The sequence below is a fragment of the Actinomyces dentalis DSM 19115 genome (genome assembly GCF_000429225.1).
GTDB classification, from domain to species: domain Bacteria; phylum Actinomycetota; class Actinomycetes; order Actinomycetales; family Actinomycetaceae; genus Actinomyces; species Actinomyces dentalis.
The window spans coordinates 105,265-128,068 of record NZ_AUBL01000002.1 but is presented as its reverse complement, the minus strand read 5'-3'; the positions used below and the strand labels follow the sequence as shown (position 1 = coordinate 128,068).

The 22,804-nt window shown below is 71.7% G+C and carries 15 protein-coding genes and 1 tRNA gene; 2 read left to right on the top strand and 14 right to left on the bottom strand.

Annotated elements, in window-relative coordinates; genetic code table 11:
• Nucleotides 1-8 precede the first annotated feature (8 nt).
• From G446_RS0101275 to rplJ, 6 genes are all read right to left on the bottom strand, one after another.
• Nucleotides 9-1,616: an Hsp70 family protein gene (locus tag G446_RS0101275; protein ID WP_026408758.1), complete on the bottom strand. Its 1,608-nt coding sequence runs from the start codon at nt 1,614-1,616 to the stop codon at nt 9-11.
• 28 nt (nt 1,617-1,644) lie between these two features.
• A complete protein-coding gene (locus G446_RS15265) occupies nt 1,645-2,385 on the bottom strand; it encodes a nucleotide exchange factor GrpE (protein WP_051285534.1) in 741 nt (246 codons plus the stop codon).
• A 282-nt stretch (nt 2,386-2,667) separates the two neighbouring features.
• Nucleotides 2,668-6,630, bottom strand: a complete 3,963-nt coding sequence (locus tag G446_RS0101265) for a DNA-directed RNA polymerase subunit beta' (RefSeq protein WP_026408757.1) — start codon at nt 6,628-6,630, stop codon at nt 2,668-2,670.
• A gap of 86 nt (nt 6,631-6,716) precedes the next feature.
• Nucleotides 6,717-10,238 (bottom strand): DNA-directed RNA polymerase subunit beta, encoded by a 3,522-nt coding sequence (gene rpoB / locus G446_RS0101260; protein WP_026408756.1) that lies wholly within the window; start codon nt 10,236-10,238, stop codon nt 6,717-6,719.
• A gap of 322 nt (nt 10,239-10,560) precedes the next feature.
• Nucleotides 10,561-10,950, bottom strand: coding sequence for a 50S ribosomal protein L7/L12 (gene rplL / locus G446_RS0101255; RefSeq protein ID WP_026408755.1), 390 nt, complete (start codon nt 10,948-10,950; stop codon nt 10,561-10,563).
• Nucleotides 10,951-11,032: 82 nt separating this feature from the next.
• Complete coding sequence (gene rplJ / locus G446_RS0101250) at nt 11,033-11,554, bottom strand: 50S ribosomal protein L10 (protein ID WP_026408754.1); 522 nt, start codon at nt 11,552-11,554, stop codon at nt 11,033-11,035.
• A gap of 301 nt (nt 11,555-11,855) precedes the next feature.
• Here rplJ and G446_RS15260 point away from each other — a divergent pair, with 301 nt between their 5' ends.
• Nucleotides 11,856-12,596 (top strand): A24 family peptidase, encoded by a 741-nt coding sequence (locus tag G446_RS15260; protein WP_034468619.1) that lies wholly within the window; start codon nt 11,856-11,858, stop codon nt 12,594-12,596.
• A gap of 59 nt (nt 12,597-12,655) precedes the next feature.
• Here G446_RS15260 and G446_RS15255 read toward each other — a convergent pair whose 3' ends face one another.
• The 7 genes from G446_RS15255 to G446_RS0101210 all read right to left on the bottom strand — a co-directional run bounded on the left by G446_RS15255 (nt 12,656) and on the right by G446_RS0101210 (nt 19,849).
• The gene (locus G446_RS15255; protein ID WP_245574528.1) at nt 12,656-14,251 is read right to left on the bottom strand and encodes an OmpA family protein; all 1,596 of its coding nucleotides are present in this window, start codon (nt 14,249-14,251) and stop codon (nt 12,656-12,658) included.
• A 296-nt stretch (nt 14,252-14,547) separates the two neighbouring features.
• Nucleotides 14,548-17,103 carry a serine/threonine-protein kinase gene (locus tag G446_RS21275; RefSeq protein ID WP_026408753.1) on the bottom strand — a complete coding sequence of 852 codons (2,556 nt, stop codon included), beginning with the start codon at nt 17,101-17,103 and terminating at the stop codon, nt 14,548-14,550.
• Between the two features lie 144 nt (nt 17,104-17,247).
• Complete coding sequence (gene rplA, locus G446_RS0101230; RefSeq protein ID WP_026408752.1) at nt 17,248-17,937, bottom strand: 50S ribosomal protein L1; 690 nt, start codon at nt 17,935-17,937, stop codon at nt 17,248-17,250.
• A gap of 94 nt (nt 17,938-18,031) precedes the next feature.
• A complete protein-coding gene (gene rplK, locus G446_RS0101225) occupies nt 18,032-18,463 on the bottom strand; it encodes a 50S ribosomal protein L11 (RefSeq protein ID WP_026408751.1) in 432 nt (143 codons plus the stop codon).
• Between the two features lie 195 nt (nt 18,464-18,658).
• Complete coding sequence (gene nusG / locus G446_RS15250; protein ID WP_084778827.1) at nt 18,659-19,369, bottom strand: transcription termination/antitermination protein NusG; 711 nt, start codon at nt 19,367-19,369, stop codon at nt 18,659-18,661.
• Between the two features lie 73 nt (nt 19,370-19,442).
• The gene (secE, locus tag G446_RS0101215) at nt 19,443-19,682 is read right to left on the bottom strand and encodes a preprotein translocase subunit SecE (RefSeq protein ID WP_026408750.1); all 240 of its coding nucleotides are present in this window, start codon (nt 19,680-19,682) and stop codon (nt 19,443-19,445) included.
• Between the two features lie 94 nt (nt 19,683-19,776).
• Nucleotides 19,777-19,849: transfer RNA gene (locus G446_RS0101210), tRNA-Trp, on the bottom strand.
• A gap of 180 nt (nt 19,850-20,029) precedes the next feature.
• Here G446_RS0101210 and G446_RS0101205 point away from each other — a divergent pair.
• Nucleotides 20,030-21,253, top strand: a complete 1,224-nt coding sequence (locus tag G446_RS0101205; protein WP_026408749.1) for a pyridoxal phosphate-dependent aminotransferase — start codon at nt 20,030-20,032, stop codon at nt 21,251-21,253.
• Between the two features lie 40 nt (nt 21,254-21,293).
• Here the strand turns inward: G446_RS0101205 and G446_RS15245 are convergent, their stop codons facing one another.
• Complete coding sequence (locus tag G446_RS15245) at nt 21,294-22,790, bottom strand: alanine/glycine:cation symporter family protein (protein WP_051285532.1); 1,497 nt, start codon at nt 22,788-22,790, stop codon at nt 21,294-21,296.
• Nucleotides 22,791-22,804: the final 14 nt, after the last annotated feature.

Below are 22,804 nucleotides of genomic sequence, written 5' to 3'. Positions count from 1 at the left end.
CGGCGGCCTCAGATGCTGATGCTCATCCGCGACACGATGCCGCGGGCCTGCTCGAGCTCCTCCGGCTGCATCGGCGACAGGGAGGCCTCCAGAGTCAGCTCATGACCGCTGGTGGGCTCCACGGCGCGCAGGGAGGCCAGGCCCTCATTGGTGATCGACAGCGTCAGCTCGATGGGGGAGCCCTCCGGCAGGTCCGGCAGGCCCGTGATCCTCGGGTCCACGCCCTCGGGCGTGATCCGCTTGTTGTGCTCGACCTCCCGGGACTCGGTCTCGCCGGACTGCTCGTAGAGCTGGACCTCCACCGAGGTCTGGTGATCCCTGATGGTGAACGCCGTCATGGTCGTGTGAATCGGCAGCTTGTCCTGGGCGTGGGCGAGGAAGCCGATGTAGTCCTCCTCGGTCTCCTTGTTGAAGAAGAGCACGCCCACGGACTTGGACAGCACATTGGTGAAGGTGACCTGACGGCCGTCCAGGACGATCTCCTGGCCCGATCCCAGCCCCGGAAGGCCGGCGGCGGGGGCGGAGTCCTCGCTCCCGGCGCCGTCGGAGACGGCCGGCTGCACGCCGTTGCCGTAGATGGCGGCGCCCTCGGCGACGGCGAGGTCGAACTCCGTATTCCTCAGCGGCCAGGGGAAGCGGGAGGACAGGCCCGCGGCGACCTGGGGCATGCGGGAGGACCCGCCGACGAGGAGGATCTCGTCGATGCTCAGCCCGGGCTCCTTCGCCGTGGCGGCGTCCAGGGTCCGCTGGACGATGTCGAGCGTCTCGTTGAGAAGGGGGCGGGTCGCCGCCTCGAACTCCTCCCTGGTCACGTTGACCACACCCTGCACGCCCTCGTAACTGCAGCGCAGGCGCGCCTTCTCCTTCTTGCTCAGGGTCTTCTTGGCGCTCTCGACGTCGTTCATGAGCCCCTGGTAGAACTCCGGGTCGGCGGCCGGGTCGTCATCGATGCCCTTTTCCTGCACGAACTTGGACAGGACGAGGTCGAAGAGGGCCTCGTCCCAGTCCGCGCCGCCCAGCTTGCGGTTGCCGTCGGTGGCGACGACCTCGAAGGTGTCCTGCGCGGTGCGCAGCACGGTGCAGTCGAAGGTGCCGCCGCCCAGGTCGTAGACGAAGTAGCACTTGTCCTGCGCGGAGGTGATGCCCGTCGACAGGGCCGCGGCGACCGGCTCGGCCAGGATCCCGACCACGTCGAGCCCGGCGATCTGGCCCGCGTGCCGGGTGGCCTCCTTCTCAGCCAGACCGAAGTAGGCGGGGACGGTGATGACGACCCTGCTGCTGGTTGACCCCGTCGCCTCCTGCGCCTCGGCCACCAGCTGCTTGAGGATGAGCGAGGAGATGGTCTCCGGGTAGAAGGGCTCGTCGAAGAAGATGCGCTCGTTCTTCTCCCCCATCTCCCGCTTGATGAGGGAGACGGTCTCGTCGGGGTAGACCCTCGCGCCGTTCTTCGCCTCCTGGCCGACGACGAAATTGGATGCGCTCTCGAAGTAGACGACGGAGGGCGTGGTGTTCTGGCCGTCGCGATTCTGGATGATCTGCGGCCGCCCGTACTCGTCCATATGCGCAATGGCCGAATAGGTGGTCCCCAGGTCGATTCCGAAGACGTCCTCGCTCATGTGCTCTCTTCCTCTCGGGTGAGTCGGATCAGTTCTGCGGCGCGCCCGGCCGGGGCGGCGTGCGGTCGGGCGGCTCCGCCCCGTCCGCGCCCCCGTCCGCGCGGGCGGGGGCGACGCCCTGGTCGCTGACGTCTTTGACGGACACAGTCGGCTCCTCGGCCGGCGCCTCCGGCGCGAGCCCCGGATCGTAGACGTAGACGCCGACCTCGGCGGGTTTGAGCGCCGAGCCTGCCCCGACGAAGGCGTGACCGGGACGCACGGTTCTGGCCACCGTCCGGTCCCGCTCGGCGTGCGCCGTCGCGATCCGTTCGACGGCGCGCAGGCGCGAGCGGTCGAAGGACGAGCCCACGGCGGGCGCCACCTCCTCCACCCCGAGCATCTCCAGAGCGTCCTGCACGCCCTCGGCGAAGAAGTCCAGCTGCTCGCCGAGGTTGGGCACGGGCGCGACCGCGCACCGTCCGGCGGCGTCGAGGATCTGCTCCCGCAGGCGGATGAGGCGGCGCGCCACCGGCGACAGCAGCGCATTGACCTGATCCGCCTGGAGCTCGGTGATGCGATCGTGCATCCGGGCGGCCAGCGTCAGCTCCTCCAGCGCCCTGGACCAGGTTCCGTTCAGGGCCTCCAGGGCCCCGAGCACCCGGTCGTCCTCCGGTTCGGCGCGAGGCGGGGCGGCGACCACGCACTCATCCCCGGCGCCGTCCGTCGGGGCGTCCGCTCCGGGACCGCGATCGTCGTCCGCACGCGCGCACGTGCCCTGAGCCGAATCCATACGTTGCTCCTTCGCCTCGGCTGCCGGAGGTGGGAAGGGCTCCGGCGGGTGCACCGACTCCGCCGCGCCATTCGGGAAGGGCTCCACGACCCCGCCCGCGGCGCGACGGGCCTCATCATGATGCGCAGGCGGAATCGGATCAAGTACAAGAAATTGTACTTGACCCGACCTGTTTCAACGCTGTGGTGAACGAACGCGCTCCTGGTCCGCGACGCAGCGCGGCGGCCCGCCACCGGGCAGGTGGCGGGCCGCCGCTCGGGCCCCGCGACGGGGCGGGCGCGCTCAGAACCGGTAGTCCTCGCTCTCGGAGAAGCCCGTGCGGAAGTCGTCGGAGAAGTCGGCCCGGAAGTCCCCCTTGAAGGAGGGGTACTCCTCCATGGCCGCGCCCTCCTCGACGCCGAACACGCCCTCGCCCAGGCCGGTGCGCGAGAAGACGTCCGCCTTGACATCCTCGGTGGGCTCGACCTCGATGTCGGAGTAGCGGGCCAGGCCCGTTCCGGCGGGGATGAGCTTGCCCAGGATGACGTTCTCCTTCAGGCCCAGCAGCGGGTCGGACTTGCCGTTCATGGCGGCCTCGGTGAGCACGCGCGTGGTCTCCTGGAAGGAGGCGGCGCTCAGCCACGAATCCGTGGCCAGGGAGGCCTTGGTGATGCCCATGAGTTCGGGGCGGCCCGAGGCGGGCGTGCCGCCCTCGGCCATGACCCGGCGGTTCTCGGCACGGAAGTGCATGACGTCGACCAGGTCGCCCTGGAGCAGCATGGTGTCGCCGGCCTCCAGGACCGTGACGCGGCGCAGCATCTGGCGCACGATGACCTCGATGTGCTTGGAGTGGATGTCCACGCCCTGGGAGCGGTAGACCTCCTGCACCTCGTCGACCAGGTGGCGCTGGGCGACCGAGACGGACTGCAGGCGCAGCACCTTCTTGGGGTCCACCGGGCCCTCGGTGAGGGCGTCGCCGGGCCTGACGCTCTCGCCGTCGGCCACGAGCAGGCGCTGACGGCGCGAGACGGGCACCACGAGGTCCTCCTCGCCGTCCTCGCGGGCGATGATCAGGCGCTTGCCGTCGGCGTCGTCCTCGATGGTCAGGGTGCCGGCGGCCTCGGCCACGGCGGCCTCGCCGCGGGGGGTGCGGGCCTCGAAGAGCTCCTGGACGCGCGGCAGCCCCTGGGTGATGTCGGCGGCGCCGGCCGCGCCGCCGGTGTGGAAGGTGCGCATGGTCAGCTGCGTGCCGGGCTCGCCGATGGACTGGGCGGCGATGATGCCCACGGCCTCGCCGATATCCACCCGCTTGCCGGTGGCCAGCGAGCGGCCGTAGCAGGCGGCGCAGGTGCCGACGGCGGAGTCGCAGGTCAGCACGGAGCGGACCGTGATCTCCTCGATGCCCGCGTCGATGGCGGCGGCGATCTCGGCGTCGCCCAGGTCCGTGCCGGCGGCGACGACCACCGCGCCGTCGGCGTCGACGACGTCGCGCGCCAGGGTCGTGCCGTAGACGGTGGTGCCCAGGATGTCGCTGGGGACCTTGACGCGCTCGCCGTCGACGTCCCGGTAGGAGAAGATCCGCTTGGTCAGGCCCCTGCGGGTGCCGCAGTCCTCCTCGCGGACGATGACGTCCTGCGAGACGTCGACGAGACGCCGCGTGAGGTACCCGGAGTCGGCGGTGCGCAGGGCGGTGTCCGCCAGGCCCTTGCGGGCGCCGTGGGTGGCGATGAAGTACTCCAGGACGCTCAGGCCCTCGCGGTAGTTGGACTTGATGGGCCGGTCGATGAGGCGCTGCTTGGGATCGGCCACCAGCCCGCGCATGCCGGCGAGCTGGCGGATCTGGTCCCAGTTGCCGCGGGCCCCGGAGACCACCATCTGGTAGACGGTGTTGCGGTCCGGGAAGTTCTCCCGCATGGCCGCGGCGACCTCGGCGGTGGCCTTGGTCCAGATGTCGATGAGCGACTGGTAGCGGTCCCCCTCCGTCAGGGCGCCGAGCTCGAACTGCTCCTGGATCTCGGCGGCCTCGTCCTCGTAGCGGGCCAGGATCTCCGGCTTGGAGGGCGGGGAGACGACGTCGGCGAAGGCGACCGTGATGCCCGACCAGGTCGACCAGTAGAAGCCGTTGGCCTTGAGGGCGTCCAGCGAGGAGGCCACCGCCACGCGCGGGTAGGACTCGGCCAGCGTGTTGACGATATTGCCCAGGGCCTTCTTGTCCACGACGTAGTTGACGTAGGGGAAGGTCTCGGGCAGGGCCGTGTTGAACAGGGCCCTGCCCAGCGAGGTGCGCAGGGTGATGGGGTCGCCCTCGCTCCAGCCCTCGGGCGCCTCCCAGCCGACGGGGGCGGTGATGCCCTCCTCGAAGCGGATGTCCGCCGTGGCGTTGACGTCGAGCCGCCCGAAGTCGTGGGCCATGACCGCCTCCGCGAAGGAGGAGAAGGACGGGACGATCTCGTTGCCCTCGGCGTCGTGCTCGACCGGTACGGACGGGTCGGGCGTCTGGGTCAGGTAGTAGGTGCCGATGATCATGTCCTGGCTGGGCATGGTCACCGGGCGCCCGTCGGAGGGCTTGAGGATGTTGTTGGACGAGAGCATGAGGATGCGGGCCTCCGCCTGGGCCTCCGCCCCCAGCGGCAGGTGCACGGCCATCTGGTCGCCGTCGAAGTCGGCGTTGAAGGCGCCGCACACCAGCGGGTGCAGCTGGATGGCCTTGCCCTCGATGAGCTGGGGCTCGAAGGCCTGGATGCCCAGGCGGTGCAGCGTGGGGGCGCGGTTGAGCAGCACGGGGTGCTCGCGGATGACCTCCGCCAGCACGTCCCACACCTTGGGGTTGACCCGCTCGACCATGCGCTTGGCCGCCTTGACGTTCTGGGCCTCCTTGAGCTCGACGAGCCGCTTCATGACGAAGGGCTTGAACAGCTCCAGGGCCATCTGGCTGGGCAGGCCGCACTGGTGCAGCTTGAGCTGGGGGCCCACCACGATGACGGACCGGCCCGAGTAGTCCACGCGCTTGCCCAGCAGGTTCTGGCGGAAGCGCCCCTGCTTGCCCTTGAGCATGTCGGACAGGGACTTCAGCGGCCGGTTGCCCACGCCGGTGACCGGCCGGCCGCGCCGACCGTTGTCGAACAGGGCGTCGACGGCGTCCTGGAGCATGCGCTTCTCGTTGTTGACGATGATCGTCGGGGCGCCCAGGTCCATGAGCCGCTTGAGGCGGTTGTTGCGGTTGATGACCCGGCGGTAGAGGTCGTTGAGGTCACTGGTGGCGAAGCGCCCGCCGTCGAGCTGGACCATGGGGCGCAGGTCCGGGGGGATGACCGGGATGTTGTCCAGGACCATCGACTCGGGGGCCGTGCCGGTCATGCGGAAGGCGTTGATGACCTTCAGGCGCTTGATGGCACGGGTCTTGCGCTGGCCCGAGCCGCTGGCCACGACCTCCGCCAGGGCGGCCGCCTCGCCCTCCAGGTCGAAGGTGCGCAGGCGCGCCTGGATGGCCTCGGCGCCCATGGCGCCCTTGAAGTAGATGCCGTAGTCGGCGACCATGTCGCGGTAGAGCACCTCGTCGCCCTCCAGGTCGCCGACCTTGAGGGACACGAAGCGGTCCCAGACCTTGTCCATGTGCTCCAGGGCGCGCTGGGTCTTGCGGCGCAGCGCCCCCATCTCCCGCTCGGCGGTCTTGCGGAGCTTGTCGCGCTGGGAGGCCTCGGCCCCCTCGGCCTCGAGCTGGGCGAGCTCGGACTCCAGGCGCTGGGCGCGCGCCTCGACGTCGGCCAGCCCGGCCTCCTCGACGTGCTTCTTCTTGACCTCCAGCTCGGCGCGCAGGGACGGCAGGTCGTCGTGACGGCCCTCCTCGTCGACCTCGGTGACCATGTAGGCGGCGAAGTAGATGACCTTCTCCAGGTCCTTGGGCGCCAGATTGAGCAGGTACCCCAGGCGCGAGGGCACGCCCTTGAAGTACCAGATGTGGGTCACGGGCGCGGCCAGCCTGATGTGGGCCATGCGCTCGCGGCGCACCTTGGAGCGGGTGACCTCCACGCCGCAGCGCTCACACACGATCCCCTTGTAGCGCACGCGCTTGTACTTGCCGCAGGCGCACTCCCAGTCCCGGGTGGGGCCGAAGATCTTCTCGCAGAAGAGTCCGTCCTTCTCCGGCTTGAGGGTCCGGTAGTTGATGGTCTCGGGCTTCTTGACCTCGCCGTGGGACCAGGACTTGATGTCCTCACTGGTCGCCAGGCCGAGCTGGATGCGATCGAAGACATTGGCGTCGAGCACAGTTCCTACTTCCGATGTGTTCTCATCAGGATGATCCGGTGGGGCGGTCCGCCGTCGCCGCGGCGGGGCCGCCATAGATGATGGAGTCAGATCTCGTCGACCGTGGAGGCGGTGGCGCCGCCGGGGCGCCGGCCCAGGTCGAAGCCGAGCTCCTCGGAGGCGCGGCGCCCCTCGTCATCGGTGTCGTCCAGGGCGATGGTGGCGCCCTCGTGGTCGAGCGCCTCGACGTTCAGGCACAGCGACTGCATCTCCTTCATGAGCACCTTGAAGGACTCGGGGATGCCCGGCTCGGGGATGTCCTCGCCCTTGACAATGGCCTCGTAGACCTTGACGCGCCCGTTGACGTCGTCGGACTTGACGGTGAGCAGCTCCTGGAGGGCGTGGGCGGCCCCGTAGGCCTCCATGGCCCACACCTCCATCTCGCCGAAGCGCTGGCCGCCGAACTGCGCCTTGCCGCCCAGCGGCTGCTGGGTGATCATGGAGTAGGGGCCGGTGGAGCGGGCGTGGATCTTGTCGTCCACGAGGTGGTGGAGCTTGAGGATGTACATGTAGCCCACCGAGATCGGGTACGGGAAGGGCTCGCCGGAGCGGCCGTCGAACAGGCGGGCCTTGCCGTCGGGGCGGACCAGCTGCAGGCCGTCGGGGCTGGGCAGCGTGGAGCCCAGCAGGCCCATGAGCTCGTCGTCGCGCACGCCGTCGAACACGGGCGTGGCCACGGGCGTGCGCGGCTCGACCCTCACGCCGTCCTCGGGCAGGCGCTCGGCCCACTCCCGGCCGGCCTCGCGGGCGGCGGAGGCGTCCCACCCGCGCGAGGCGACCCAGCCCAGGTGCAGCTCCAGGACCTGGCCGACGTTCATGCGGCTGGGCACGCCCAGCGGGTTGAGGATGACGTCGATCGGCGTGCCGTCGGCCAGGAAGGGCATGTCCTCCACGGGCAGGATCTTGGAGATGACGCCCTTGTTGCCGTGGCGGCCCGAGAGCTTGTCGCCCACCGTGATCTTGCGGCGCTGGGCGATGTAGACGCGCACCATGCGGTTGACCCCGGCCGGCAGCTCGGCGTCCTCGGTGGCGGCGTCGAACTCGCGCACGCCGGTGACGATGCCGTACTCGCCGTGGGGCACGCGCAGGGAGGTGTCGCGCACCTCGCGGGCCTTCTCCCCGAAGATGGCGCGCAGCAGGCGCTCCTCGCTGGTCAGCTCGGTCTCCCCCTTGGGGGTCACCTTGCCCACGAGGATGTCCCCGCTGCGCACCTCGGCGCCGATGCGCACGATGCCGCGCTCGTCGAGGTTGGCCAGGGTCTCCTCCGACACGTTGGGGATGTCGCGGGTGATCTCCTCGGCGCCCAGCTTGGTGTCGCGGGCGTCGACCTCGTGCTCCTCGATGTGGATGGAGGTCAGCAGATCCTCGGCCACCACCCGCTGGGAGATGATGATGGCGTCCTCGTAGTTCAGCCCCTCCCAGGTCATGAAGGCCACGAGCAGGTTCTGCCCCAGGGCCAGGTCGCCGCCCTCGGTGGCCGGGCCGTCCGCCAGGACGGTGCCCACCTCGACGCGCTCGCCCTCGGCGGCCACGACCCGCTGGTTGTAGCAGTTGCCCTGGTTGGAGCGGCGGAACTTGGCGACCTTGTAGACCCTCTCGGTGCCGTCGTCGTTCGCCACGCGCACGAAGTCGGCGCACACCTCGGTGACGACGCCGGCCTTGTCGGCCACGAGCACGTCGCCGGCGTCGACGGCGGTGCGCCGCTCCATGCCGGTGCCCACCAGCGGGGCGTCGGGGCGGATGAGCGGCACGGCCTGGCGCTGCATATTGGCGCCCATGAGGGCGCGGTTGGCGTCGTCGTGCTCCAGGAAGGGGATGAGGGAGGTGCCCACCGAGACCATCTGGCGCGGGGAGACGTCCATGAGGTCGACCTGGTCGGCCGCCACGAGGGCCGGCTCGCCGCCGGTGACGCGGCACAGCACGTGGTCCTCGGCGAAGTGGCCGTCGGCGGTCAGCTCGACATTGGCCTGGGCGATGACGTGGCGGTCCTCGTCGTCGGCCGTCAGGTAGTGGGTCTCGTCGGTGACGCGCCCGTCCCTGACCACCCGGTAGGGCGTCTCGATGAAGCCGAAGGGGTTGATGCGCCCGTAGGTGGCCAGCGAGCCGATGAGGCCGATGTTGGGGCCCTCGGGGGACTCGATGGGGCACATGCGCCCGTAGTGGGAGGTGTGCACGTCGCGCACCTCCATGGAGGCGCGCTCGCGCGACAGGCCGCCCGGGCCCAGCGCGCTCAGACGCCGCTTGTGGGTCAGGCCCGCCAGCGGGTTGTTCTGGTCCATGAACTGGCTGAGCTGGGAGGTCCCGAAGAACTCCTTGATGGCCGCGGTCACGGGCCGGATGTTGATGAGCGTGTTGGGCGTGATGGCCTCGACGTCCTGGGTGGTCATGCGCTCGCGCACCTGGCGCTCCATGCGGCTCATGCCGGTGCGCACCTGGGACTGGATGAGCTCGCCCACGGCGCGGATGCGGCGGTTGCCCAGGTGGTCGATGTCGTCGTACTCGACGGCGACGTCGATGATCTCGCCGTCGTGCACGCCCTCGACGCTCTGGGCCCCGGCGTGCAGCGCCAGCAGGTACCTGATGGCGGCGACGACGTCCTCGATGCGCAGCACCGAGTCGGTCAGGGGGGCGTCCAGGCCGAGCTTCTTGTTGATCTTGTAGCGGCCGACCTTGGCCAGGTCGTAGCGCTTGGAGTTGAAGTAGAAGTTCTCCAGCAGGGTGCGCCCGGCCTCGACGCTGGGCGGCTCGCCGGGGCGGATCTTCTTGTAGATGTCGAGCAGGGCCTCGTCCTGGGTGGTGATCTTGCGGTCCTCGTCCAGGGAGGCGGTCAGGGTCGGGTAGTCCTTGAACTCCTCGCGGATCTCGGACTCGTCCAGGCCCAGGGCCAGGAGGAAGACGGTGATGTCCTGCTTGCGCTTGCGGTCGATGCGCACCGCGACGTGGTCGTTCTTGTCGATCTCGAACTCGAGCCAGGCCCCGCGCGAGGGGATGAACTTGACGTTGTAGACGTACTTGTCCGACGCCTTCTCGGTGGTGCGCTCGAAGTACACGCCCGGGGAGCGCACGAGCTGGGACACGACGACGCGCTCGGAGCCGTTGACGATGAAGGTGCCCTTGTCCGTCATGAGGGGGAAGTCGCCCATGAAGACGGTCTGCGACTTGATCTCGCCGGTGGAGAAGTTCTCGAAGTCGGCGACGACGTACAGGGGCGCGGAGTAGGTCAGGTCCTTCTCCTGGCACTCCTCGGCCGTGTATTTGGGCTCCTCGAAGCGGTGGTCGTGGAAGGACAGGGCCATGGTCTCGCCGAAGTCCTCAATGGGGGAGATCTCGGAGAAGATCTCCTCCAGCCCGGAGGTCTCGGGCAGGGAGCCGGGCCGCACGGCGTTGGCGGCGGCCACCCGCGCGCGCCACTTCTCGTTGCCGACCAGCCAGTCGAAGCTCTCGGTCTGCAGGGCGAGGAGGTTGGGAGCCTGCATGGGCTCGGCGATCTTCGCGAAGGTGATGCGACGCGACGCGGTGCGCGCGGCGATGTCAGCGGCAGTTGGTGCACAGGTGCGCGAGGCGGCCAAAGGGGGATCCTTCCCTCATCTCGGGGATCACTCTGCGTACACTGCGAGGGGCCGGTGGGCGCCGGCGCGGCGCGCAGGGCCCTCGGGGTCCACGGCCGGGCGGCGCCTCCAGTTGCTTATACACACAATGGACGCAAAGCGCTAGCGTACACGCACGCCCCCGGACCCTCCATACCGCAGACGCATTGGGTCTTGCGATTCGCGCCACAGTCGCGCATACTGCCTCGCCGCGCCCTTCCGGCCCCTCCGCGCGCCGCGCCCCGCCCGCCGTGAAGGCGGACGGGGCGCGATCGGGGCGGCCGGGCGACTGGCCCGGAGCGGCTCACTTGAGGGTGACGGAGGCGCCGGCGCCCTCGAGCTGCGCCTTGGCCTTCTCGGCGGTCTCCTTGTTGACGCCCTCGAGGACGGCCTTGGGGGCGGAGTCGACGAGGTCCTTGGCCTCCTTCAGGCCGAGGGAGGTCAGGGCGCGCACCTCCTTGATGACCTGGATCTTCTTGTCGCCGATGGAGTCGAGGACGACGTCGAACTCGTCCTTCTCCTCCTCCTGGGCGGCCTCGCCGGCGGCGCCGGGGGCGGCGGCCACGGCGACGGCGGCCGGGGCGGCGGCCTTGACGTCGAAGGTCTCCTCGAAGGCCTTGACGAATTCGCTCAGCTCGATGAGGGTGAGCTCCTTGAAGGCCTCGATGAGCTCGTCGGTGGTCAGCTTCGCCATAGTGGACATTCCTTCCTGGAAAGCGGGTCCTGCCGCGCGACGGCGCGCAGGGCCACGAGTTGTACGGGGTGACGCGCGCGGCTCAGGCCGCGGCCTCCTGCTTGTCGCGCAGGGCGTCGACGGTGCGCACCGCCTGGGTGGCGGGCGCGGCGAAGAGGTGCGCGGCCTTGGCCAGGGACGCCTGGACGGCGCCGGCGGCCTTGGCGAGCAGCACCTCGCGGGACTCGAGCGAGGCCAGCTTCTCGACCGCGGCGGCGTCCAGGACGTTGCCGTCCATCATGCCGCCCTTGAGGACGAGGTTGGCGTTGTCCTTGGCGAAGTCACGCAGCGCCTTGGCGGCCTCGACCGGCTCCCCGGTGACGAAGGCCAGGGCCGAGGGGCCCGTGAAGTCCTCCGCGAGGTCCTCCAGCCCGGCGCGGCGGGCGGCGATCGCGGCGAGCGTGTTCTTCACCACGGTGTACTCGGCGTTACCGGCGAGGGAGCGGCGCAGCGCCTTGAGGTCGGCGACGCTCAGCCCGCGGTACTCGGTCAGCAGGACGGCGTCCGAGGCGCGGAACCTGTCCGCGAGCCGGGCGATCACCGCCTCCTTGTCAGGCCTTGCCATGGGCCCTCCTTCCGTGGTCTGCCGCAGGGCCCACGACGAATAAGGCCCCGCGCCGGTGGCACGGGGCCGCATCCCCGCCGATGCGGGGGGTCTCGTCTCACCTGCGCGGGCTCCGACGTCGTCGGACTCGGTCCCGCCGGGGCGGGCGACCTGCGGTCTTCGGCAGGGCACACCCTAGCCGCTCCCCTCCCCCGGGGCGCAAGCGCACGGGCGGCGGAGGCGGGTGCGATCGGTCACCGCTCCCACCCCCTCGCCGCCGGGAGGGGCGAGGGCCCGCCCCGGGGCGTGAGAGGCTGGGGCCGTGCCCACTGCGACCCCTCTCATTGTCGCGGTCCCCCTCGTCGTCGCGGCCGCCTCGGCGTGCGCCGCCGCGGTGGCCGGCCCCGCCTCCCGGTTCGCCCGCGACTACGTCGCCGGGCTCGTGGCCGAGCCGGCCGGGGACGGCCCGCCGCCCGTCGTGCGCCGCCGCGCACTGCTCGGCGCCGGACCGCAGGCCGCCCTGGCCGCCACGGCGTGCACGACGACGGCGCTGTGGGCGCTGGTCCATCACCGCTGGGCCGACGGCCTCGTCGCCGTGCCCGTCGTGGCGCTCCTGGTCGTGGCGGGCAGCGTCGACGCCGTGTGCCACCGCCTGCCCAACCGGCTCCTGGGCGCGGCCGCGGCCTGGCTGGGGGCGGCCCTCGTCGCGCGCGCCGCCGTCGGGCTCGCCGCGGGGGCGGCGGCGCGGGCCGGCGCCCCGCCGGCGCGGGCGGCGCTGTGCGCCCTGGGGATCGGCGGGGCGGCCCTGATCCTGGCGCTGCTGCCCTCCGGCCTGGGGATGGGCGACGTCAAGCTGTGCGCCCTGATCGGCCTGTGGCTCGGGCCCCTGGGCTGGGGCGCCGCCCTGAGCGGGGTGCTGGCGGGCGTGATCCTGGCCGGACTGAGCGCCCTCGTCCTCATGGCGGCGCGCGTCGTGGGGCGCAGGCAGATGATCGCCATGGGGCCCCACCTCATTGCGGGGGCCTGGCTCGCCTGGATCCTCGCCGTGCGCGCGGGGGCCTGAGGCGGCCGGCGCCCTCACTCGCCGGACGCGCGGACTCCGGGACGAGCGGCCCCGCGCTCTCATCCCTCCACGACGGGGATGCCGGTCAGTCGCAGGCACAGGGCGTCCTGGTGCATCTTCTTGCCGCCGGGAAGGTCGAGGACGACGGCGTCCTGCCCGGTGTCCGGCCACACCGCGGGTAAGCGGGCCGGCACCTGACCGCTCTTCACCGCGGGGGTGAAGGCGTTGGCGAGCGGACGGAGCGTATCGGACCCGGGCATGTAATACGCCTCCAGGTAATGGGTGTCACCGCTCAGCAGGGTCAGGTTGGACACGACGGAGTAGCCCAGACCCATCCACTGACCGCCGAGGCCGTCCCACGCCCCGGGAAGGCCGAAGGCCATCGCGGGAATGATGAGTTCCGAGTCCGTGCGCATGAGGAGCTCGCCGACGAGATAGCCGCCCACGCGCGTCACCTTCTCCATCCACACGTGCACCGCGACGGAGTCGATGGTGATGTCCACGCCGTCCGCGCCGGTGCCCACCGGGCCCTGGGCCTGCGGCATCTGACCGGACCCCGCGGCCGGGGACGCGGGGGCGGGTGCGGGGGACGCGCCCGCTCTGCTCCCCTCCCCCTCCGCGGGATTGGAGGGGGTCAGGACGATCTCCACCCGCCGATTGACCTGCCGGTGCTCATCGGAGTCATTGGGGACGCGCGGCTCGCCCTCGCCCTTCCCAGTCGCCTCCACCGTCCACTTCGACAGATCGACCAGCTGCTTCAACCGGTCCGACACCGCCCGGGCCCGCTGCTCGGACAGGGTCTGATTGTGGGCGTCGTCGGCCACATCATCCGTATGGCCCGTGATCGCCAGGCCCCCGCCCGAGGGGAACCGCTTGATCTGCTCCACCGCCGAGGCCAGCACCGCATCCGCCTGACCGCTCAGCTCGGCCGAGTCCGACGCGAAGGTGACATCGCCGCTGACCGTCACCGTCGTCGACGCGCTGTCCTTCCGGGTGTTCGACGAGCCGTCCGCCGTGAAGGTCGCGGACCCGATGCTGTAGGGTCCGGCCTTACTCGTATCCGGGTCGGCTCCCGACAGCGCTGCTGCGACGTCGAACCCGGCCTCGGCCTCCCCCACCACGGGAATACCCGCCACCACGCCGAAATTGGGCAGGAAGGCCTCCACCGTCCCGGCATCCTGGGGCACCGCCCCGAAAACCGGGAACAGCTCTACGCCCTCACCCGGGGAGACGCTCTTGCTGAGCGGATGAGCATCCCCGCCGATCACCGGATACACGGCGGAGCCCGCCAGGGACAACAGCTTGATCTCGCCGATGACATGAGAGGAATCGGACGTCGAGAAGACCCTCGTGCCCAGGGAGGCCGAGTTCTCGGACACCGGCGAGAAGGACAGGCGCAGGATTGTCATGCCGTCCCTCACCACCGCCGGGCCCGCCTCCAGATCCCACTCCACACCGGAGCAGCCGCTGCGAAAACCCGCAGCGCCCGGACTGCTCGCAGGAGCGGGGGCGGAGGCGGAGGAACCGGAACCGGCGGGCGCGCCCGCAGCGCCCCCGCCGCCCTTCGACGAACTTCCGGTGCAGGCGCCCAGCGCGGTTCCGCCCGCCACCACGACGGAACCCACCAGGACCGACCGGCGCGATACGGATCTCATGATAAGAACTCCTTACCAGAACGAGACTGCGGATAAGGTTCGACACGTGCCCTGCTGCATTTTGAGCAGTATACCCATTGGATTCGCAGGCCAGGGCGGTCATGACCGTGGAGCACGGGACCCGAAAAGGTGGTCGGCGCATATCTTTCACCCTCCTTCCCGGATGCGCCCCGTCCCGAACTGGTGCGATGACGCCATCGTCCGAACGCACAGGAGCCGCCGCGCACCCGAAAGATCCGCGCTGGCCACCTTTTCACCTCCCCGGGCCGCCCGCCACCGGCCGACCCGCGCCCGCCTCACTCGGGCAGGACGGCGTAGAGGACCTCGTTGAAGTCGTAGGAGCTGCCCTGGATCATGAGGAGGCGGGGCTGGGACGCGACCTCGCCCTGGGCCTGCTCGGAGGGGGCGATGACGCGCTTGAGGGCGCCCTTGATGCTCCAGGTCTGCTCGCCGTCCTTGAGCCTGTGGGCCGTCACGACGGCGTCCTTGGCGGCCTGGTTCTCCGGGTCGAGGCCGGACTGGAGGACGAGGACGTCGTCGTCGCCCGCGAGCCCGAGCGGGGTCAGGAGGCAGTCCTTGCTCTGGGCGGGCCGGGCGGCGGTGATGGTGACCCCGTCGACCGCGGCGGTGCAGGCGCCGGTGTCGACCGTGACGGTGACGGTCCGGCTCCTGCCGCGCACGGCCACGCCCCCCGAGGCGGGGGCCGCGGCGATGAGGTCGGCCAGCTCCTCGGCCTTGAGCGGGGCCGAGCTCACCCAGGAGGTGCGCGGGGCCGAGGAGCTGATGGTCCTGACCTCCTTCCCGGTGGCGTCGTAGACCGTCCAGGAGGAGCCGTCGGTGACGTAGAAGGCCTCGGGGCCGACGTCGACGCCCACGCCCCCGGGCAGGGGCTCGTCCCGGGAGCCGAAGTTGGGGCTGGTCTTGACGTCCCGGCGCAGCAGCACCGCGCCGGAGTCGGCCGCGATGACGTCCACCTGCTTGTTCTTCGAGTCGTAGGCGACCAGGAAGCCGTTGTCCACGCGCCCGCCGGAGAAGTCGCCGTAGACCCGCCAGGTCTCCTTGCCGGAGGAGTCCATGCCGATGAGGGACCCGGAGGAGAAGTCGTCGATGAGCACGGCGGTGGTGGCGGTGGAGCCGATGAGGTTGTGGTCGACGGGGCCGGGGACCTCGGAGGTGGAGCCGTCGAGCTTGACCAGGCTCGCCTCGGAGCCGCTGTTCTCGCACAGGAGGGCCTTTGCCGTCCAGAAGGCCGCCTCGGAGCACTCGCCGGACCACACGCCGGCCTGGTTGGAGCGGTTGAGGTCGTACAGGTTCCAGGTCCCCGAGTCGTCGGTCGCCAGGGCGCCGCCGTCGGGGGCCACGCGCAGGGCGGAGCTGTCCGGGATGCGCTGGAGCTCGGTGACGGTGCCGGCGGCGACGACGTCGGCCAGGGAGGGGCTGTCGGGCAGCCGGTTGCGCCCCAGCACCCACCAGGCGATGGCGCCGCCGGCGAGGGCCACGACGAGCACGACGACGATGACGGGGATGAGGCGACGACGACGGCGCGGCGGCGCGGCGGGCGGGTGGACGGAGTCCGGCCGGCCGGGCCGCGGCCCGGGGCCCGAACCCGGGGCGGGGCCCGGGCCGGTGTAGACGGCGGTGGAGCCGTAGGCGGCGGGGGCCGCGGTGGAACCGTAGGCGGCGGGGGCCGCGGGGGTCCCGGCCGGGACGGGGGCCGAGGGCGCCGTCGGACCGGAGGGGGCGGAGGACCAGGTCGGCGCGGAGGGCGCCGCCGGACCTGAGGGGGCGGAGGAGCGGGTGGACGCGGCCTCCTGCGCCCAGTCGTAGGGCTGGAGGGAGGGGGCGGAGGCCGGCGGCTCGGTGAGCGGGGTGCAGGCCGGCAGGGCGGCCAGGAGCGGGCCCAGCCGCTCCAGCTCGGCGGCCACCGCCGCGGCCGGGGGACGGGCCTCGGGGTGCTTGGCCAGCATGGCGGCCAGCAGGTTCCACAGCTCGTCGGGCACCCCGCCGGGCCGGCCGGCGTCGCGGCGGGCGTGCTGGGCCAGGACCTGGGCCGGGGCGCCGGTGAAGGGCGGCACGCCGCAGGCCAGCTCGTAGAGGACCACGCCGAGGGAGTAGATGTCAGCCGCGGTGGTCGGCGCCTGCGGGGCGAGGATCTCGGGGGCCATGTACAGCGGCGTGCCGATCGCCCCGGTGACGTGGGAGGAGGACACCGTGTCGCAGATGCGGGCGACGCCGAAGTCGGCCAGCTTCGGCGTGCAGGCCTGGGCGGCCCCGACGACGCGGGTGGCGGCCAGGGCCTCGGGCACGGTGGCGGCGGAGCGGTCCACCCGCCGGCCCGGCCCGGGCGGCGGCGCGGGCGCGGGCGGGGCGGGCGCGGGACGCCCCTGCGGCCCCCAGTCGATGAGCACATTGGCCGGCTTGAGGTCCCGGTGCACGATTCCGGCGTCGTGCACGGCCGCCAGCCCGCGGGCCATGAGCGCGCCCATGCGACACAGCTCGGCGGGGCGCAGGGGGCCGGAGGCGGCCAGCAGCCCGCGCAGGTCGCCGCCGTCGACGAAGTCCATGACGATCGCGAAGCTGGTGCCCTCGATGACCATGTCGCGCACGCCGACGACGTAGGGCGAGCGCACCCGCAGCAGGGTGGCGCGCTCCTTGATGAAGCGCTCGACGACGGCGCCGTCGTCCAGGAGCTCGGCGCGCAGCAGCTTGACGGCCAGGGGCGCGCCGGGGCTCTCGGTGCGGTGGCCCCGCCAGACCTCGCCCTGCGCCCCGGCGCCGATGCGCGCGTCGAGGACGTAGGCGCTGCCCAGGCGACGGGGCTCGCCCTGGGGGAGGACGGTCGTTGAGCTCATACGGATTCCAGTCGTCATGCCAATCGGGACGCGACCCAAGATACCCGCACCGTCGAGCGCGCGAGGACCGGCGCCCCGCCGCGCCGGGCGCACGAGCGCCGACCCGCCCACGGGGGCGGACCGGCGCGGCGGCGTCGGGGCGGATCAGGCCTTGGTGACGTCGAGCGGGATGCCCGGGCCCATGGTGGTGGTCATGGTGGCCTTGAGGATGTAGCGGCCCTTGGAGGTCGAGGGCTTGAGGCGCACGATCTCGTCCAGGGCGGCCTGGAGGTTCTCCACCAGCTGCTCATCGGTGAAGGAGACCTTGCCGATGAGGAAGTTGAGGTTCGCGGCGCGGTCGACGCGGAACTCGATGCGCCCGCCCTTGATGTCGGACACGGCCCTGGCCACGTCCATGGTCACGGTGCCGGTCTTGGGGTTGGGCATGAGGCCGCGGGGGCCCAGGACGCGGCCCAGGCGGCCGACCCGGCCCATGAGGTCCGGGGTGGCCACGGCGGCGTCGAAATCGGTCCAGCCGGCCGCGACCCTGGCGATGAGGTCGTCATCGCCGACCTCGTCGGCCCCGGCGTCGAGGGCCTGCTGGGCGCGCTCGCCCTGGGCGAAGACGACCACCCGGGCGGTCTTGCCGGTGCCGTGCGGCAGGGACACGGTGCCGCGCACCATCTGGTCGGCCTTGCGGGGGTCCACGCCCAGGCGCAGGACGACGTCCACGGTGGAGTCGAACTTGGTGACGGACGTGGCCTTGGCGAGCTTGACGGCCTCGGCCGGGGTGTAGAGGACTCCGGACTGGATCTTCTCGGCGGCGGCGCGGTAGGCCTTGGAGCGCTTGGGCATCTGCTTCTCCTTGCAGTCGTGGTGAACGGGCCGCGCGAGGCCCTTCCACGGGGTGTGTGAAGATGTGTGAAGTGGTCGGTCGGCGGGGCGGGGCTCAGGCCTCGACGTCAATGCCCATGGAGCGGGCGGTGCCGGCGATGATCCTGGCGGCGGCCTCGATGTCGTTGGCGTTGAGGTCGGCCATCTTGGTCTGGGCGATCTCGCGGATCTGCTCCCGGCTCAGCGAGCCGACCTTGTCGGTGTGCGGGGCCGCGGAGCCCTTGGCCACGCCCGCGGCCTTCTTGATGAGCTCGGCGGCCGGCGGGGTCTTGGTGACGAAGGTGAAGGAGCGGTCCTCGTAGACGGTGATCTCCACGGGGATGACGTTGCCGCGCTGCGACTCGGTCGCGGCGTTGTACGCCTTGCAGAACTCCATGATGTTGACGCCGTGCTGACCGAGCGCCGGGCCGATCGGCGGGGCGGGGTTGGCGGCGCCGGCCTGGATCTGGAGCTTGATGAGCCCGGCGACCTTCTTCTTGGGAGCCATGTGGTGGTCCTTCTTGTCCGGAGAAGAGCTGCGCGCCTGCCGCGCAGCGGTGGGCGCGGCGTTGAGAGGCGCGCGCGCACGAGTGGTCATCCTAGCCCGGGCCGGGCCCGGGCGCGGGGCGCGGTGCGCGGCGTCACAGGGGTCGGGGCTGTGAGACGCGACGCCCCGCCGCGGCCACGCCCCGCCCGCGGGCCGTCAGATCTTGGCGACCTGGGTGAAGGCGAGCTCGGCCGGGGTGTCGCGGCCGAACAGGGAGATGAGCACCTGGAGCTTCTGGGTCTCGGGGTGGATCTCGGAGATGGTGGCGGGCAGCGACTCGAAGGGCCCGTCGGTGACGATGACGGACTCGCCGACCTCGAAGGCGATCTCGTAGACCTGGCCGTCGGCGGCGACCCGGGTGCGCTCGCCCCGCTCGGGGGCGGCGTGGGCGGCGGCCCTCCTGGCGGCGACCTCCTCGGGGGTGGGGCCGAGCTGGGAGACGGCCTCCTCGAAGGTCAGCGGCACCGGGTTGTAGCGGTCGCCGACGAAGCCGGTGACGGCGGGGGTGTCCTTGATGGTGCGCCACACGCGGTCGGAGGTCTCCGGGTCGTCCAGGTCCATGCGCACGAACACGTAGCCCGGCAGGCGCACCCGCGAGACCTCCTTCTTCCGGCCCGCGCTCTTGACCTCGATGACGGTCTCCATGGGCACGACGGCGTCGAAGACGTAGTCCTCGAGCTCGAAGTTCTCGGCGCGGGCCATGATGTCCGCGGCGACGCGGCGCTCGTAGCCGGAGTAGCTGTGCAGGACGTACCACTGGCCGGGCAGCGAGGACATCTTCTGGCGGAACTCCTCGACGGGGTCGACCTCCTGGGCGGTCTCGTCGGCGGCCTCGCCGGCCTGGGCCTGGGCCTCCTCGCGGGGCATCTCCTCGGACACGGTTACCTGCTTTCGTATGGATTCAGGGGTCGGCCTGACGGGCGCGGGAGGTCGGCGCCGCTCAGGCGAAGACCCACATCACGATGCGGTCGAAGACGGTGTCGAGGATCCCGGTGAAGGCCATGATCGCGACGATGAAGACGACGACGACCGAGAAGTAGGTCCACAGCTCGCCGGTGGTCGGCCACACGACCTTGCGGAGCTCGTCGACGACCTGGCGGAAGAACAGGGCGATGCGCGCGAAGACATTGCGCTTCGCGGTCCGCGTCCTCTTCTTGGCGGCGGTTGCGCCTCGGCTCATGCTCAGGATCCTCGGATTCGACGACTCGGTCAGCGCCCGGGCGGGCGATGAGGACGGGACCGACGGGATCCCCCGACAGATCCGCCGTTCTCAGCAGGGCAGGCGGGACTCGAACCCACAACCGCCGGTTTTGGAGACCGGTGCGCTACCAATTGCGCCACTGCCCTTCGGCGATGACCCATCCTGCCACACCCCCGGCCGATTGCCCACACCGCCGCCCGTGGGCTGCGACACGTGGCCGACGGCGCCGTCCCCGCGCCCCGCTGCGCGCCGCCCGCCCCCGGCCCCGGCGGGCCCCGGCCCCCGTGTAACCGGCGCGTGACGGCGGCGCGTGTGACCATTGGCCCGTGAGCACAGTCAGCACCGCACCAGGGCGCCGGGTCTCCGCCCGCCTCGCCGCCATCGCCCCCTCCGCCACCCTCGCCGTGGACGCCAAGGCCAAGGCCCTCAAGGCCGCCGGCCGCCCCGTCATCGGCTTCGGCGCCGGCGAGCCCGACTTCGCGACCCCCGACTACATCGTCGCCGCCGCCGTCGCCGCCGCGAAGGACCCCGTCAACCACAAGTACTCCCCCGCCAAGGGCCTGCCGGCCCTGCGCGAGGCCATCGCCGCCAAGACGCTGCGCGACTCGGGCTACGAGGTCTCCCCCGACGACGTCGTCGTCACCAACGGCGGCAAGCAGGCCGTCTTCCAGGCCTTCGCCGCCCTGGTCGACCCCGGCGACGAGGTCATCCTGCCCACCCCCTACTGGACCACCTACCCCGAGGTCATCGCCCTGGCCGGCGGCAGGGCCGTCGAGGTCTTCGCGGGCGCCGACCAGGACTACAAGGTCACGGTCGACCAGCTCGAGGCCGCCCGCACGCCGCGCACCAAGGCCCTGCTCGTGTGCTCGCCCTCCAACCCCACCGGCGCGGTCCACACCCCCGCCGAGCTGACCGCCATCGGCCGGTGGGCCCTGGAGCACGGCGTCTGGGTCATCACCGACGAGATCTACGAGCACCTGCTCTACGACGGCGCCGAGAGCGCCCACATCGTCGCCCTGGTCCCCGAGCTGGCGGACCAGACCGTCGTGCTCAACGGCGTGGCCAAGACCTACGCCATGACCGGCTGGCGCGTGGGCTGGATGATCGGCCCCTCCGACGTCGTGCGGGCCGTCACCAACCTCCAGTCGCACCTGACCTCCAACGTGGCCAACGTCTGCCAGCGGGCGGCGCTGGCGGCCGTGAGCGGGGACCTGTCCGCCGTGACCGCCATGCGCGACGCCTTCGACCGGCGCCGCCGGACCATGGTGGACCTGCTCTCGGGCATCGGGGGCCTGACGGTCCCGGTCCCCCGGGGCGCCTTCTACGCCTACCCCAGCGTCGAGGCGCTCATCGGGCGCACCCTGCGCGGCTCCCTCATCGACTCCTCCGCCGCCCTGGCCGGGCTCGTCCTGGAGCACGCCGAGGTCGCCGTCGTCCCCGGGGAGGCCTTCGGCCGCTCCGGCTTCATCCGCCTGTCCTACGCCACCGGCGACGAGGCCATCGCCGAGGGCGTGGGGCGCATGGCCGCCCTGCTCGCCGAGGTCGAGTGAGCCGGCGCCCCGCCCCCGAGGGTCCGGGGGCGGGGCGCCCTCACCGGGCGGCGTCGCGCCCCTCCTGCGGCTCCTCCTCCTGCGGCACGGAGGAGAAGGAGTCCCCGCGGCGGCGCAGGCGGGGGTCCTGGGCCAGGTAGTCCCCGGTCTCGCGGGCGATGAGGCCGGAGAGCGCGAGCATGCCGATGAGGTTGGGGACGGCCATGAGGCCGTTGGCGATGTCGGCGAAGGTCCACACGTCCTTGAGCTCGGTGACCGTGCCGATGAAGACGACGACCGTGAACAGCAGCCGGTAGGGCAGGACCCCGTGCACCCCCACGAGCCGCTCCACGCAGCGCTCCCCGTAGTAGGCCCAGCCCAGGATGGTGGACGAGGCCAGGAAGACGATGGCGACCGAGACGATGTAGTGGCCCCACTGGCCCGGCAGGCCGTGCGTGAAGGCCTGCCCGGTCATGGTCGCGGGGTCGTCGCCCTCCGCCCAGGTGCCCGTGGACAGGATGACCAGGCCGGTGCAGGTGACCACGATGATGGTGTCGATGAAGGTCTGGGTCATGGAGACCAGGCCCTGGCGGGCGGGGTGGTGCGTCTTGGCGGCCGCGGCGGCGATGGCCGCCGAGCCCATGCCCGACTCGTTGGAGAAGATGCCGCGCGCCACCCCGTACTGGAGCGCCATGAGGAACGTCGAGCCGGCGAAGCCCCCGACGGCGCCCCGTCCGGTGAAGGCCCCGGCGAGGACCATGCCCAGGGCGTGGGGGACGGAGGTGATGTTGACGGCCAGGATGTACAGGCAGCCGCCCACGTAGAAGACGATCATCATGGGCACGAAGCCGGCCGTCACCCGGCCGATCGCCTCGATCCCGCCCAGGAGCACCGAGCCGACGGCCACTGCCAGCACAATGCCCACGATCACCGGATCCCAGCCGAAGGAGGCCCGCAGCTGGGCCGCCACGGCGTTGGACTGGGTCATCGAGCCGATGCCGAAGGAGGCCAGGACGGCCGCGCAGGCGAAGAAGACGGACAGCGCCCGCCCGCCCGCGCCCCCGACGGCCCGCTGGAGGTAGTACTGGGGGCCGCCGGACTGCTGGCCGCGGGCGTCGGTGGTGCGGAAGCGCACGGCGAGGAAGGCCTCGGAGTACTTCGAGGCCATGCCGAAGACGGCGGTGACCCACATCCACAGCAGCGCCCCCGGCCCGCCCAGGTGGATGGCGGTGGCCACGCCGACGATATTGCCCACGCCGACGGTGGCCGCCAGGGCGGTGGTCAGCGCCTGGTAGTGCGAGATGTCGCCCTCGGCGCCGGCGGCCTCGCCACCGCCCTCGCGCTGGAGGAGGGCGAAGCGCAGGGCCGGGCCGAGCATGCGCAGCTGCAGGCCCCGCAGGCGCACCGTGAGGACGACGCCGGTCCCCAGCAGGAGGGGTATGAGCAGCCAGGGGCCCCACAGGAATGCGTCTATGCCCGTGAGCACCTCGGACAGCCCCCGGGCGGGCGGGGCGGACAGGGCGGGCGACGGCGCGGCGCCGGGGAGCGGTGGGAGCATCGGTCTGCCTTCCG